Raw genomic sequence first — 15,329 nt, forward strand, 5'->3', positions numbered from 1 at the left:
ATAATGTAGCGAAACATTGATCAGAAGTCAAAAGCTAGGGGGAAACATTCGTGAATAGTTATATAAAATATGTATTAAAACGTGTCTTCTTTATGGTCATCACACTTTGGTTGATTGCAACCATCACATTCTTTTTGATGCAATTATTGCCTGGTACACCTTACACAAACCAGGAACGTTTAAGTCCTGAAACAATTGAGATGTTGAACAAACAAGTTGGTTTGGATAAACCAGTCATCGTTCAATATGGGATCTATCTTTCTAATTTGATCCAAGGAGATTTTGGTATCTCTTTCCAATTCAAAAACCAACCAGTTGCTAACTTATTAGCAGGACGAGTAGGACCTTCATTACAGCTTGGTCTACAAGCAATCATTTTCGGAACTTTCTTTGGAACGATCCTAGGAACAATCTCAGCAATGAAACAAAATACATGGGTCGATACGTCTTCTACATTAGTCGCGATCTTAGGACGTTCTATCCCTAACTTTGTTTTTGCTGTATTGTTACAATACATTTTTGCCATCCAATTTCGTGTATTACCGATCGCAAAATGGGATGGGTTCATGTATACGATCTTACCAACGATTGCACTAGCCATGTCGCCATTAGCCGACTCTGCCAGATTCATCCGAACAGAAATGGTCGAAGTCTTGCATAGTGATTATGTTGAATTGGCTCGAGCAAAAGGCTTGAGTCGTTGGGAAATTGCCTTCAAACATGGTCTACGTAATAGTTTGATCCCGTTGATGACCTTGTTAGGCCCATTAGCAGTCGCTTTGATGACTGGTTCATTAGTTGTTGAAAATATCTTTGCTATTCCGGGGATCGGTGAGCAATTCGTTAAGTCGATCACAACAAATGACTATCCAACGATCATGGCTGTCACGATCTTGTATTCATTTATGTTGATCTTAGTTATTTTAGTCGTGGATCTATTGTACGGACTAGTTGATCCGAGAATCCGAGTTTCTGAAGGGAGTCGAAGCTAGATGGAACTGATACCAAAACGCTACGAAACAATTGCAGAAATTCCTGCAGATGAATTTTTACCGTTACAAAAAAACACAGAAGAAGAACGTGAAAAAATCGAAGCTCCTTCACTGAATTTTATCCAGGATTCTTGGCGTCGATTGAAGAAAAACAAAGCGGCAGTTATTTCTATGGGATTACTGATCGTGATCATCTTTATCTCGATCATCACGATTTTCGTTTCACCCCATGATCCAACCGCTCAAAATGTCGATTACATCAACTTACCACCACGTATTCCTGGTATCAATATCGACGGACTAAACGGAAAAGCAATGGTTGCTGGTGAGTTAGTCGATAAATATGCGCAAGCAAATGTTCCCGCAGACGTGAACTACTTTTTAGGAACAGATGGTCTAGGTCGTGATGTGTTAAGTCGTTTGTTCATGGGAACACGTATCTCTCTACTGATTGCCTTCATTGCTGCGTTACTAGATGTAACGATCGGTGTTGCCTATGGTTTGATCTCTGGTTTGTTAGGTGGTCGTGTGGACAATGCGATGCAACGTTTCTTAGAGGTCTTATCTGGTATTCCTAACTTAGTCGTGATGATTTTGATGTTGGTCGTCTTTGAACCAGGGATCTTCTCGATCGTGGCGGCGATGGCGATCACGAACTGGATTCCGATGGCTCGGATCGTCAGGGCGCAAACCTTGAAATTAAAAGACCAAGAGTATGTGTTAGCAGGAATGACATTAGGTGAATCCAAATGGAAGATCGCCTTCAAGCATATCTTGCCAAACATTTCGAGTGTGATCATCATCCAAATGATGTTCAGTATCCCATCAGCGATTTTCTTCGAAGCTTTCTTAAGTTTCATCGGCCTAGGCTTGACACCACCTTCTGCTTCATTGGGAACGATGTTGAGTGATGGATACAAAACATTCTTATACTTGCCGTACCTATTATGGATACCGGCAGCAACCTTATCGGTGATCATGATTGGTTTCAACTTATTAGCAGATGGCTTACGTGATGCCTTTGATCCTAAAATGAAAGAGTGAGTACGATGACGAAAATTCTTGAAGTAAAGAACTTACAAATCTCCTTTGATACCTATGCTGGAAAAGTCCAAGCAATCCGAGGCGTCGATTTTCATTTGAACAAAGGTGAAACATTGGCAATCGTTGGCGAATCCGGTAGTGGGAAATCTGTAACGACTAGAAGTATCATGCGTTTACTGTCAAGTAACGCATCGATTGATTCTGGTGAGATTTTATTCAAAGGACAAAACATTGTTGATAAAACAGAAAAAGAAATGCAAAAGATTCGTGGGAAAGAAATTGCGATGATCTTCCAAGATCCGATGACTTCATTAGATCCAACGATGACGATTGGTAAACAAGTAGCAGAATCTTTACGTAAGCATAATAAAGTATCGAAAAAAGAGGGGCAAAAAGCCGCTTTAGAATTATTGAATCTTGTAGGAATCCCGGAAGCTGAGAAACGCATCCATAGCTATCCTCATCAATTTTCAGGGGGACAACGGCAACGGATCGTGATCGCGATCGCGTTGATTTGTTACCCAGAAATCTTGATTGCAGATGAACCAACGACAGCCTTAGATGTGACGATCCAAGCACAGATTTTAGAGTTGTTGAAAAAAATCCAATCAAAAATCGACACGTCGATCATTTTTATCACCCATGATCTTGGTGTCGTAGCGAATGTCGCTGATCGAGTAGCAGTGATGTACGGTGGAAAAATCATTGAAGTGGGGACATCTGAAGAGATTTTTTACAATCCACAGCATCCGTATACATGGGGCTTACTTGGCTCTATGCCTACATTGGAAAGTGGCAATGACCGCTTATATGCAATCCCAGGTTCTCCACCGGATTTATTGAATCCGCCAAAAGGTGATGCCTTCTATCCACGAAATGAATTTGCATTGAAAATCGATGCGGAACAAGCACCACCGTTTTTCGAACTATCACCAACACACCAAGCAGCTACTTGGCTATTAGCCCCACAAGCTCCAAAAGTGACACCGCCAGAAGAGATTCAACGGCGCTGGGCGATTTTTCAAGAAAAACAAAAAGCACATGGCCAAGGGGGATTGAACAATGAACAAAAAACTGCTCGAGGTTAAAGGCTTAAAACAGTATTTTAATGTAGGAAAGAAAAATGAAGTCCATGCGGTGAATGATATCAGTTTTCACATCTATGAAGGAGAAACATTCGGCTTAGTTGGCGAATCTGGTAGTGGAAAGTCAACCACAGGTCGAACGATCATCCGTTTGAATGAACCAACGAGTGGCGAGATCTTATTTGATGGGCAAGATGTGACGAAATTAAAAGGCAAACAAGCCATGACAAAGTTTCGTCATGAAGTCCAAATGATTTTCCAAGATCCATATGCTTCATTAAATCCAAGAATGAAAGTACGAGATATTATTGCAGAAGGAATCGATGTCAACGGACTAGCTAAATCACCCGAAGAACGTGCAGAAAAAGTCAACGAGTTACTAAAAACAGTTGGCTTAAATCCCAGCCATGGCACACGCTATCCTCATGAATTTTCAGGGGGACAACGCCAACGGATCGGGATTGCACGAGCATTAGCAGTCAATCCGAAGTTTATCATTTGTGATGAACCAATCTCTGCTTTAGACGTATCGATCCAAGCCCAAGTGGTCAATCTTTTACAAGATTTACAAAAAGAGCAAGGATTGACTTACTTGTTTATCGCGCACGATCTATCCATGGTGAAACATATCAGTGACCGTATTGGTGTGATGCACAATGGCTTGTTGCTTGAGATGGGAACCAGTGAAGAAATCTATAATCATGGAGTGCACCCATATACGGAAAGCTTACTATCAGCGATCCCATTGCCTGACCCTGATCATGAACGCCAACGTCGCCGGATCAAGTATCAACCTGAACCAGATGATGGACAAATCCGCACGTTAAGAGAAATTGCTCCTGAACATTTTGTATATGCAACAGAACAAGAAGTTGCTTATTATGCGAAAAAATTAAAACGGCAGAAAGAAGCCTTGCTAGTCGCAAACTAGGGGGAGAAGCCGATGCTAAAAGCCTTTAAATTTCGAATCTATCCCACTGATTCACAAAAACAGTGGTTGATCCAAACATTTGGTTGTGTGCGTTTTACTTACAATCATTTATTAAAAGCCAGACAGGCGTATTATTTAGAAACACAAGAGATCGATTATACGCTGACACCAGCTTCTTTAAAAAAGCAATATCCGTTTTTAAAGGAAGTCGATAGTTTAGCCTTAGCGAATGCCCAATTAAACTTGGATCGTGCATTTCGTAATTATTTTAAAGGACGCGCAAGCTTCCCCAAACTAAAAAATAAAAAAAGTATTTGGCAGTCGTATACGACGAATAATCAAAAAGGAACAATCTATTTAGAAGAAACATACCTCAAATTGCCAAAGCTAAAAGAGAAAATTCGCATCCATGCCCATCGCCCGATTGAAGGAACGATTCGTTCAGCAACGATCTCATCTCGATACAACGAGATCTTTTATGTCTCCTTGCTCTGTGAAGTTCCCCAAAAGACGATGAGAGCGTCAAATAAATGGATCGGGATTGCCTATGATCCAGATCGTCTAGTGGAGATGTCTACACCGCTTGACATCACGATTCCTAAATTCAAACAAGTTGATCAACAACTCCTGCGGGCAAAGAGAAAGCTTGTGATCAAAGGACGATCAGCACAGCATCGACGAACACACGTTGAAAGAGTTAAAAATTATCAAAAGCAAAAAAGGAAAATCAAAGACCTTTATTTAAAACAAAAATTTCAACGAGAAGACTATTTAGAACAAATTTCAGGAACAGTGATCCATCATTATGATTATTTGTTTGTCGAATCGATTTCAGCAGATTGTCCGAAAGGTGATTTTTCTATCCAAGACTGGCATAAGCTATTAGCAAAGCTCCAATATAAATCGCAATGGTATAGCAAAAAGTTAGTATTGATCGATATGAAAGAACAAACAAATGCTTCCACAAATAAAAAGAGTCTGGAATTAGTTGAAATCGGGAAGCAAGTCCTTTTTGAATAAAAAAACTGGTAGGGGCGCCAGGGTTCGCCTTGCTAATAAAAAACATCTATTGTTTTTGTTTCTAGGAATTTCTTTCAGAGAAGCTCACTAATTATGACAAACCAAAAAAGAGGAGAAGAGCATGAATGCTCTTCTCCTTTCAGACTGTAGACAAAAGCATCAGTTTCCTCTTTACTAAGAGTGTAGATTAATACTTTTGTCTATTTTTGTATAATAAAAGATATGGGCTCTTTGTCAATAAGGACTGATGAGTTGCGAAAAACTAAATCTGGGTCAGAACAAACCTCATTCTGACTCAGATTTTGTGTTATCTAACTTTGATTAATTGATTGGTCAAAAAGATTCTAATTTTCATATTCTCAAATGATTTAAATCCGTAGGATACTCGTTTCATTGTTTTTATGTGGGTATTCTTTGCTTCTATTTTTCCATTGGAGTAAGGATAAATCATCGCATTGCCGATGCCTTCTTCGTAGATCAGAAGGTTTTGAAGTTTCTCACGAAATCCTTCATCTAATGTTTCGGGAAGTTCTGCCAATAAGGAGAAAAGCAAGTCAGGATCTTTGTCTCGAAAAGCTTCAACTAATTCATGGAAAACGGGATACGCCTCCTTTAGGGGCGTGGAAAAGCTAAGCAATCGATCAATCATCATTGCTTCAGTAAGAAATGGGTATTTAGGTGCTCGGAAACTTTTCCATGTTTTATATTCATAGTGGTTAATGTTTGCACGATTTTTTAGCAGAAAGCGCCAGTTCTTTTTCAGTTTTTCTGCATGGCTTTTCTGTTCTACTTTACGTTGCTCATTCATTTGATTGTTTGGACAGCATTATACATTCCTCCTCAAAAAGCGAACGTTTTTTTTTAATTGTAATAAAAAAACTGTAGTCTGAGTTTTCTTTTTTAGTGTATTTTTTGAAGTTTGTATTATATGATACAAAAAAGAGTGATTAGGAGGTGCTTTTTGTTGACTACATATAAATAAACTATCTATCTTATTAATTAACGAGGAGTGAAAGAGATGCCAAAGTTACCAGAAGATGCTCATAGAGAAAAAATTGGAAATAATTACAACAAACGGAATGATGAACATCCGCCAGGAACGGATCAAAAGATTTTAACCTATCTAGCCAATCACAGGGGGCAAACGCTGATACGCAATGGTGTATGGACATTTACTGGATTGGTTTATCTAGCCACTATTTTTCAAAATTTTCGGCCAGTAGATCCTCCCGAACAACATCCGGTTATAAAAAAAGACTCGCCAGCATTTGAAGTCACTACACGAGTTGACGTGAGAAGAGAGGGGAATCAGGCAAGGATTCACTCCTTTGTTTCCACCTCCACCATCAATCGTGCTCGAATCCATTCCTTGAATCCAAACCATGCGATATCCCATTCGGATACAGACAAACTTTCTTATGACAATCAGACGTTTGCTAATACGACATCCATGGATCTATCACCGTACGTTGATCTCGCGAAGATGGTGCATGAACGAAGTCTTTCTTTGTACCGACGGAGGCATAAGATTCATCAACTGATCAATTGTACCACCACGAGAAGGACAGATCAGGTAAACACATGGATCGTCACAGGAACAAGTGTGGAACAAACGAGATTGACCACTATTTGCCAAGAAGCGATTACTCGATCGAATGCGCAAAATGAGCAAAAGAAACAAGAGAGGGAGAATTCTACACACTCTTCTCACCATAAGAATGATTCAAAAACTCAAGATTTTCCTTATTTTTCTGCACAAGAGTCGGCTCAAAAACTAAGTGAAGCCATCCGAACCACCTTTGAAACCAAATATAATAGCACAACAGATGCCCCAACGAATGTACATAGACCAATCCCAGCCACGTTTTGGAAGGGATTAACGGAGCGATTTTACCAGATCTTTCACCAATACGAGAATACGAGCTACACCCAAGAACAAAAAGACACAAGTGGTGGGTCAGTGCTGTCGCAGTTTGTGAATTTATTGTTGCGTACTTTTTCGATAGATTATGAGGAAGAGCTATCTAGTGATTTCCATTTAGAAAAGGATCAACAGATACCGATGAATGTGTACTCCACGAAAGACTCGCATCCATCCAAGATTTCACCAAAAAAATCAAGGGAGGAAAAACAGGCGCAGGATCCTCAGGAAACAGCTTCAGAGGAAGTGACAGGCACACCACCAGAAGGTGAATCTGTACTATCTCCTGAAAAAGTGAGTTTCTTCACGCAACTTTGGGATCTAGTAGAAGATTTTTGTGAAAAAGTAGGGAGCTTTGATATTTTCCCAACATTTGGGGTGGAAGCAATGCCCCTTCCTGTTAGCACTGAAACAACTCTCGAAGACAGTTCGGTGAATGCGACAGCTATTCCTACGGAAGTACTTGGATTAAATGTGACAACAGCTGGAGAATTTGACACCACCCAAGAGCAAGAGATAAATGAAAAAATCCAAGCATTTTTGCGTGAAAATAGAGCTGATCCAGCAAAGGAAATAATTCAAGAAGAACAGGAAACACCTCTTCCAATGTGGAATAAGGAACAAAAAGAGGACATAAATAAAAAGCTGACTCATTTTTTCACGGAAAAAGGAATTGCTTGTCAAGAAAATGCTGAGGAATTAATGGAGACAGTCGGTGAGTGGGTACTTCTTGAAGGTGCAGCGCCACCAACGTTGGATATGGTGAAAGTTAAACAAATTGCAAAACTGATCTTGGAAATGAGCGAAGAGACAGTGATTTCAGAGGAACAAGCCGGTCTAACGGTCGGGACATGGATCTATGAAACAGTGAAGGACAACCAATCTGTGGCTTTAAATCTTGTTGTGGAAACGACTAAACAACCAGAAGGAACCAGTACGCCCCACCCCACAAGGACAGAAAACCAAAAAAATAACAGCGAAACTGATGGAATTCAATGGCGTGACCCTAATGTGCGAAAACAAATGGAAGCATTTTTTCAAGAAAAGGAATTATTACCAAATCAGCCAACCAAAGAACAAATATTGATCGCCTTAGGAAAATGGATCATCAAAGAAGAAAATAACAAATTCGTCTTCAATTATAAAAGAATTCAAGCAGTAGCAAAAGTGATTATAAAAGGATTGAAGCTTTATGATATAAAAGGAAAGGAAAAGATTTCAAACAAAGATGCCGAATTAACTGTCATGAAATGGGCCTTTGAAACGATATTAGGAAGTTCGATTGAAGCTTATATAGTCAAAACCTTAGTGTCGGCTCCTGATGTAGAGCAATTTACCATAGGTCGATTGAGAGATTTATTCACTGCCAGAAACTTAGAAAAAGAGGGATTAATTCAGTTAGATACGCCTACCCTTTCTCAAGAACAGAAAAGAGTCTTTAACAAATTATGGAATTTGTTACTTCATAAAGAGCTACCAAATTATTTTCTAGATAGCAGTGGTTTAGCGGATCACTTATTGATTTCTGATTATCAATCATTGATGCAGCTGACAGGAGCACAAATTTTAAATGAGAGTGGGTACCCACAGGCATTCAGTCAAGAAGATAGTTGGTTGATGGGGCAACATTTCTGGGAAACGATCCTTGAAAAAGGCGTGACCAGCTATGAAGAATTCCGTCAACTTCTAATGCCTTCTTTGCTTGCGGTCGCCCAACTAGAACCAAATCTATTACGAGAGGCATTGGCTACGGACACCTACAAAGAAGTGGCAATCAGTACCTTTATTGGATATCAACAAGAAGGTTATTATAAGCTAGTCGAAAATCAAGAACTCCTCAGTCAATTGTATAAAGCTTATCAAAAAGTCTTTCTTCAATGGCGTCGAAAAAAAGCATTAGCTATAACTGTGGCACAGACTTGTCGCGACAAAGGTTCCCTCATTTCATTTCATGTGATCAAACAAAATTATCTTATAGGTTCAGAAGATCCTTGTCCAGATATTGACTGGATTCCAGAGAAATTAGAAACTAGTTATGTTAAATTGACGAAAAATGTAGCAGATACGTATTTGCCACTGAATAAAAAACTGATAGAGTTTGCATTACTCGCCTTCGACAAAGAGGAAAGAGCGTTTATTTTCTCAGAAGGAACTCAGCTATATGAGGCAAATGCCGAGTTGACAAATGAAAGTGACTATATGGCTGAAGTGCCAGTCGCAAGTGTGGCTCTGAAGATGTATCAGTTGCTTTCTATGAAGAAGAAACAGAGAACGATTCTAAATCTAGACAAAACCGATCTGTTTGTAGCGGACAACGAAAAGGAAAAACGTTGGTATGCCCTGAAGCAGTTGGCTGGCGAAGGAGGTTATCGTTTTTATCGTGTTGATCAAGATCCTCTATTATACCTCAAATTTGGGTTATTTGATCAGAAAAACCTTTGGAAAAATGGGTATAAGAAAGAAGGAAATGAGATTCGGATCGGGGATAAACTTTTTACATTTTCTACTCGTATGAATTGGAGTAAAAAATTATCCCATGGAGTTGAGACAACTCCATTCATTGAAGCACTTAGTCGTAAACATAGTGATCAACTGTATCAACAATTGTATGATTCGGGAGACGACAAAGCGGATCTCGAAAAAGCTTTGGAGGTCGTCAAGCATTTTATTCCTTTTTATGATTGTGTGACAGGGAGCATTAATCAAGACACAGAAGGAGCAATTGTTTCTTGTACGATTGATGCCTTACTCATGATTCCGGTACTCGGTCAAATCACTTCCCTCAATATGAAATTTACATTAGGTGCGGCTCGAGCGTTTGCCAGTAGAGGAATTCGCAACGCCATCAGAAGTGGTAAAAGTTTCCTACCAACAGCGGCCGAGACCAGAAGACTTGCGTTAACTCTTGCACAAACGATTGATCCAGGATTTGAGACCATTGTAGGTGGAGGACGATGGATCATTAGAAAAGTAGTGCAGTTCAAAAATGAACTTCGTGTGGGTAAAAAGACGAGAGAAATGTTAGAAAGAGTCGAAGCGTGGGAGAAGACGCAAAAAGCGTGGGAGAAATCAATCGAGATCGTTCAGTTAAATGGTCTGGAAGTACCAGTGAGAAAAGTGAATGCTCATTTGTATATGCGCGTGACGAATCTAGAAACTGCAGAGGTGTTTGGCGGCTTGTTTATGAAAAAGGGGGATCGCTTAGAGCCCTATAGACCCGCTACATTTACGAATGAACAACTCAACTTGATTAACCTCTTGGAGGTGAAGTTGGATGAAAATCAGATCTTTGTCGTGGAAGATAATTTAAATCCTCAAGCCTATGGTACAGGGAAGATCACAACTGTAGCAAAAGAAGGTGAAGAAACGAAGCGTTGTATTGAAATGAAGGGGAAATTGATTGAAGTGACCATGACAGTCATCAAAAAGCATGGAATCCGATTAGATGTTTATGATCGTCATGAAGGAAAAATGTTACCAGTGAATTTTAACGGGATGGAATGGTATTTTGAAGAAGCAACGTCTACTTTCATATCAAAATCCGTAGAGGAAAAAATCGCTGGGATGTTAGATAAGTTTGAAACACTAAAAGATCCAAGTGGACTTTCTGCTTCGTATGGAAAGGGGATGATGTGGAATGAATCAGGCAGATCCTACATCAAGATCAATAATCATTACATTCCGTTGATCGCATTGGATAAAAATAGCAATCGGTATCATTTAGTGAAAAAGGAATACAATGAACCGATGACGATTTTGATATTTGATGAAAAAAAAGGCAAGTTTCGTTTTGAGACAGATTCGGAAAGAGCGAAGGTAGAAGCAATTGAACAAACAAGTAAGAAAGAAAAACCTCATAAGTTAGAGGCTTTACAGCATAAAAGAAAAACCACTTCAGGTGAGTCAAGAGTGTCGCAAGGAGAGACACCGGGCACCTCAGGTACTTCAAGCACAAGTTCTCACGATAAAAGGGTTAAAATGGGCACATTGGTTGGTCAAGTGGAAAATAATGATATTCCCAAATCCGCGGGAAAATATGATTTATGGAGTAAACTTAGAGAAGCAGAGCTTTCTAAAGGTGTAATTCCAAGAATAGAAGATCCTAATGTTCGACTTGCACCGTTAACTGAATTTGTTTCAGATTTGCCTAATAAATATCATTTTAGTGACGAGGAAATAAGACAGAGTATTTTGAAAACAATTAAAGTGAACTTGCCGCCCAATTCTACTTTTAAAACAGTGGCAGGAGTTACTTCTGATAAAGTGCCAGACTTTCTCAAACCGTTTGTTCAAGATATGGAATATGGTCTTGAACAATTAATGGATTTTGCAGATTCTGGAATAGCCATATTTGAAAAATTATTGCTTGACAAAACTACTGAAAAAGTTGAGCTTAATAAAGCCGTGGCAAACGCTGAGGTTGAAAACGCTGTGGCAAAAGCTGTAGTTAACGATGCTGTGGCAAAAGTTCAGCTTGCAGAATCTCCGCTTGACAAAGCTATTGCACAAGCAGAGCTAGAAGAAGTTATGGCAAAAGCAGAGCAGGCACAATTTGAACTTGACAAAGCGATTGAACTAGTTAAGTTTGATCAAACTCTTTCACAATCTAAAGAAGGGAAATATTTAATAAAATTATTTTCAATAGGTGAGACTCCCAGCCAAGAACTCATCATAACAGAAACGATTAAAAGACTGTTGAATAGGTTGAAAAAAATCAAAGACTTCTATAAGCAATCAAAGGAATGGGACTATGAAAATATTTTGCTCGTTTGGAGTGATTCATTCACCAAGAAAGAAGGATTAGATGTTTATGTATCAACAGCTGATATAAATATTCCGAAAGCAGAGGTTTTTCCAGTTGATGGAGAATGTCGGGTCATTATTTATGCAGATAGTTTTCATTTGGATCCTCAAAAATTTCCAGAATATGAGCTAACAGCAAGACCTTCTTCAGTGCTCTTTCATGAAGGATCACATCTTGTTTCAAATACAAACGATCTGGCAGTTCAATATTATTCTCTAAGAGGGACGGAATTGACTACAGCACAAGCAATAAACCGGTTTTACGAGGAATTAAAAAACATAGTAAATGTAGATTCTAAACCTTTCGGTGTTTTTGTGGATCATTTAGCGAAAGAATTGAATTTACCTACCTTATCCAAGTCTGAGGTTATAAGGAGAATGTGTGAAGATGATGTGTTGCTTTATAATTTTTTATTGACAGATGCAGAATTCTTTACAATGATTTTAAGGGACATTATCGAAGGAAGAGAGGTGGATGAAATCGTTCGTGTCCCAAGAAGTACAGATAATAAAAAAATGAAACTAAAATTTCTGTTCCTCTATACGGCAATGGCTTATCTGTCTAGAAATTCAAATTTAGAGGTAAATCATCAGTTAAACCAAATGAAAGAACAGACCACAACAAAAGTAATGGATAATGTAAGTACAGATATCCCAAGTAAAGAAATGCCGAAAGAAACAAGAATGCCTGTACACACGGAATCTTTAAAAATACTAAAATATAAAGCAAAAGATATGTTGAAAAAGGAAGTCTCAGACCTTCTAACGGCTAGTATGATAAAAAGTAATAACAGTATAACTGAATATATTATAAAAGAACAAGGAGTAATGAGCCCAACACACCCTTCATTGACTTTAAGTTTCTCGAACCTTGTAACTAGTAGTATTGAAAAAAGTAATAAACTTCGACAAAATGTCTCGAAGAGACGAACAAACCATCTGCAAGAAGTAACTCCACAATATTAATTCAAGTAGGTCATTCAAAAATATATGGGCTTGGTATAATAAACTAAACAAAAAATTAAGGAGGAGTGATGGACGAGTTATATTAAAGTAGACACCAAGTTAAGAGAGTTTGTGGGGGAAATTACTATGAAACATGGACCATTTACACAAGAATTCAAACGATAAGCGGTTTTATTCATCTTGGATGAAGGACTACCTGTCCAAATTGTTTCAAAAAATTGGAAGTCCATCCTCACAAAATTAACTTATCTTTTTGTTCATAAAAGTCTTGCCAGTTCCCCCTTCATATTTAAATGAAAAAGGCTCGAGTAATGAAAAGCAACTCCCACAAATAGGAACCAAACATAATCAGACTGTAGACAAAGAAAAAATTTCTTTGTTCTACAGTTTTTTTGTTATTGACTTTAGTCAGTTTCGTTCGCGTAGCGTACGAAATAAAAAAACCGCGCGTTTCTATGCGTGGACGAAATAGCTTTAGCGATAAAAAAACTCCTTTCGATATACTAATAGTGGCTACCAACCGCATATCAGATTGAAAGGAGTTTTTTTATGTCTAACAATGATAAAAGTTTAGCACATACAAGATGGAATTGTAAGTATCACATAGTATTCATCCCGAAGTATCGACGAAAAGTGATTTATGGAAAGTTAAGAGTAAGTATTGGTCAGATATTAAGAAAATTGTGTGAGATGAAAGATGTTGAAATCATTGGAGCACATGCAATGCCTGACCATATTCATATGTTAGTAAGAATACCGCCAAAGATTAGTATTTCTAGTTTTATGGGCTACTTAAAAGGACGAAGTGCAACTTTAATCCATGAAAAACATGCGAATTTGAAATATAAGTATGGGAATAAAAGCTTTTGGTCCAAAGGATACTACGTGAGTACGGTTGGGTTAAATCAAAAAACAATTGAAAAATATATTCGAGAACAAGAAGCAGATGATCGAATTAGAGATAGTATAAGTAAACAAGAGTATGTAGATCCATTTAAATAGTTAAAGAGAGATAGAGCTGTGAGCGAGCGGTTGGTGGTTATTTAAAAAGCCCCTTTTAAGGGGCTAGCGAGTGGTGAGCCCTTCTAGAGCTGTTAAAAAGCCACCCGTTTTCACGGGTGGATATTTACTCTGTATGTCCAGGTTTTAATTGATAGATCTTTGAGGGACGTCCAATACCGACAGGACGTTCACCGATTTCATCGAAGTATTGTAACATAGCTTTTTTGAAATTGGAATGATCGATCATTTTAAAATCGATCCCTAAGAATTTAGCGAATACTTTGCGTGCTTCAGTGATCGTGAAGTCTTTTCCTAGCACTTGAAGCACTTGGGGTTCATGTTCCATTTTGTTGACGACACGGTTGAAGGCTTTGACAATGATCTCGCTATGGTCAAAAGCTAATGTGTCTTTGCCAGAAGACTCGCTCGTCGTCAAGTCTAGAGTGATTGCTACATCCCCACTCGATAAATGCAGTTTGTTTGCATTGCGTTCAAGTGAAAACCACTGCACTTCTTTGGCATCGTCTCCAGCGATCAAAGGTTCTTCACCGATAAAGGCGAGATAGCTGACTGTCACGACCCAGCCACGAGGATCACGATTCGGTGTACTGAAGGTATGCAGTTGTTCAATATTTTCTTCGGATATGATGACGCCTGTTTCTTCTTTTGTTTCTCGCAATACGCTGGCACCAGTCGATTCATTTTTTTGGACGAATCCTCCGGGAAGTGCCCAAGAATTTCGGTAAGGATGGCTTTTACGTTGGATAAGTAAAACTTTTAATTGATCTTCTTCTTTGTTGTAGCAGAGTAAAACGATATCGACGGTCAAGGAAGGTTTTTCATATTCAGGACGTTCTTGGTCTTGGTACCAAGATAAGAAATCAGTTTCAGAGGCCTCTTGTTCATAATATGTTTTTTCTTCTTCTTTTGAATGAAAATGTTCCACTTTCTCACCTCCTATTATGTTAAGGTACTTTTTACTTTATTGTAGCAGAATCTCTCTGAAAACCAAAGATTTCTAGACAAATAAATCCAACTCAGAGTTGAAAAAGAAACGGTAAGAGTAGATTAAATAGGAAGAAAAGCAAATAAAAAGGGGGAAGCTTCTGTTTTTCTTCTCGAATGGCGAAAAAGCCACAGAGGACGATATACCCTGCTAGGATCACTCGAAGGATCAAAGTGAGCAAAAGAAAAGTATTTAATTGCCCATGTAGATTGAAATAACCATACAGATGTAAATAGTAAAAACTAAATAATAGATGGATGAGAGAAAGTAAAGCAATGCTGATAATCATTCGTTTGTGTTTTTTTGTCATTAGTCTCAAAACCTTTTCTTATATGATATTGCTTATTATAGCATGTTTGTAAAGTAAAAATGAGAGAGTAGACGATCCTGAAGAAAAAGGAGCGAGAGTGTGGGTAGAGAAGGAAGTGGTTCATCACGATAACGTAGGTTCTTTATAAATGTTTTCTTGAAGGGAAAGGACATCTTTACATTTCGGGAGTTATCAAAAAAAGCTAACAGCGTATTCATTTTATGGTATACTAGCAAGGAAACGAATTCG

The 15,329-nt window shown here is 38.5% G+C and carries 9 protein-coding genes and 1 pseudogene; 7 read left to right on the plus strand and 3 right to left on the minus strand.

Annotated features, from left to right (window positions below):
- The first annotated feature begins 50 nt into the window (after positions 1-50).
- Genes opp3b through IGJ99_RS03195 form a run of 5 tightly spaced genes read left to right on the plus strand, consistent with a single transcriptional unit; the run spans position 51 to position 5,072 of the window.
- Entirely contained in the window at positions 51-992 is a 942-nt protein-coding gene (gene opp3b / locus IGJ99_RS03175; protein ID WP_019722500.1) for an oligopeptide ABC transporter permease, read from the plus strand.
- Complete coding sequence (locus tag IGJ99_RS03180; RefSeq protein WP_019722499.1) at positions 993-2,036, plus strand: ABC transporter permease; 1,044 nt, start codon at positions 993-995, stop codon at positions 2,034-2,036. It begins immediately after the preceding gene.
- A gap of 5 nt (positions 2,037-2,041) precedes the next feature.
- Positions 2,042-3,124 carry an ABC transporter ATP-binding protein gene (locus IGJ99_RS03185; RefSeq protein WP_019722498.1) on the plus strand — a complete coding sequence of 361 codons (1,083 nt, stop codon included), beginning with the start codon at positions 2,042-2,044 and terminating at the stop codon, positions 3,122-3,124.
- The gene (locus tag IGJ99_RS03190) at positions 3,099-4,052 is read left to right on the plus strand and encodes an ABC transporter ATP-binding protein (RefSeq protein WP_375152115.1); all 954 of its coding nucleotides are present in this window, start codon (positions 3,099-3,101) and stop codon (positions 4,050-4,052) included. The genes IGJ99_RS03185 and IGJ99_RS03190 overlap by 26 nt, the downstream gene beginning before the upstream one ends.
- A gap of 12 nt (positions 4,053-4,064) precedes the next feature.
- Positions 4,065-5,072, plus strand: coding sequence for an RNA-guided endonuclease TnpB family protein (locus IGJ99_RS03195; protein WP_010736150.1), 1,008 nt, complete (start codon positions 4,065-4,067; stop codon positions 5,070-5,072).
- Between the two features lie 307 nt (positions 5,073-5,379).
- Here the strand turns inward: IGJ99_RS03195 and IGJ99_RS03200 are convergent.
- Positions 5,380-5,883 (minus strand): annotated as a pseudogene (locus IGJ99_RS03200) (transposase); the annotation flags it as partial.
- A 207-nt stretch (positions 5,884-6,090) separates the two neighbouring features.
- Between IGJ99_RS03200 and IGJ99_RS03205 the strand changes: the two are divergent.
- Both IGJ99_RS03205 and tnpA read left to right on the plus strand, forming a co-directional pair.
- Complete coding sequence (locus IGJ99_RS03205) at positions 6,091-12,762, plus strand: hypothetical protein (protein ID WP_438770577.1); 6,672 nt, start codon at positions 6,091-6,093, stop codon at positions 12,760-12,762.
- Positions 12,763-13,311: 549 nt separating this feature from the next.
- Positions 13,312-13,764, plus strand: a complete 453-nt coding sequence (tnpA, locus tag IGJ99_RS03210) for an IS200/IS605 family transposase (RefSeq protein ID WP_010736145.1) — start codon at positions 13,312-13,314, stop codon at positions 13,762-13,764.
- Between the two features lie 124 nt (positions 13,765-13,888).
- Here tnpA and IGJ99_RS03215 read toward each other — a convergent pair whose 3' ends face one another.
- The gene (locus tag IGJ99_RS03215; RefSeq protein ID WP_010736144.1) at positions 13,889-14,710 is read right to left on the minus strand and encodes an NUDIX domain-containing protein; all 822 of its coding nucleotides are present in this window, start codon (positions 14,708-14,710) and stop codon (positions 13,889-13,891) included.
- Positions 14,711-14,801: 91 nt separating this feature from the next.
- A complete protein-coding gene (locus IGJ99_RS03220) occupies positions 14,802-15,080 on the minus strand; it encodes a hypothetical protein (RefSeq protein ID WP_080674305.1) in 279 nt (92 codons plus the stop codon).
- Positions 15,081-15,329 lie beyond the last annotated feature (249 nt).

Source organism: Enterococcus sp. AZ095b (genome assembly GCF_051714725.1).
Classification (GTDB): domain Bacteria; phylum Bacillota; class Bacilli; order Lactobacillales; family Enterococcaceae; genus Enterococcus_B; species Enterococcus_B pernyi.

Excerpts from the sequence above, each read along its gene's own strand:
- IGJ99_RS03220 (WP_080674305.1), bottom strand. The coding sequence starts at position 15,080 with ATGACAAAAAAACACAAACGAATGATTATCAGCATTGCTTTACTTTCT.
- IGJ99_RS03190 (WP_375152115.1), top strand. The coding sequence starts at position 3,099 with ATGAACAAAAAACTGCTCGAGGTTAAAGGCTTAAAACAGTATTTTAAT.
- IGJ99_RS03205 (WP_438770577.1), top strand. The coding sequence starts at position 6,091 with ATGCCAAAGTTACCAGAAGATGCTCATAGAGAAAAAATTGGAAATAAT.
- tnpA (WP_010736145.1), top strand. The coding sequence starts at position 13,312 with ATGTCTAACAATGATAAAAGTTTAGCACATACAAGATGGAATTGTAAG.
- IGJ99_RS03180 (WP_019722499.1), top strand. The coding sequence starts at position 993 with ATGGAACTGATACCAAAACGCTACGAAACAATTGCAGAAATTCCTGCA.
- IGJ99_RS03195 (WP_010736150.1), top strand. The coding sequence starts at position 4,065 with ATGCTAAAAGCCTTTAAATTTCGAATCTATCCCACTGATTCACAAAAA.
- IGJ99_RS03185 (WP_019722498.1), top strand. The coding sequence starts at position 2,042 with ATGACGAAAATTCTTGAAGTAAAGAACTTACAAATCTCCTTTGATACC.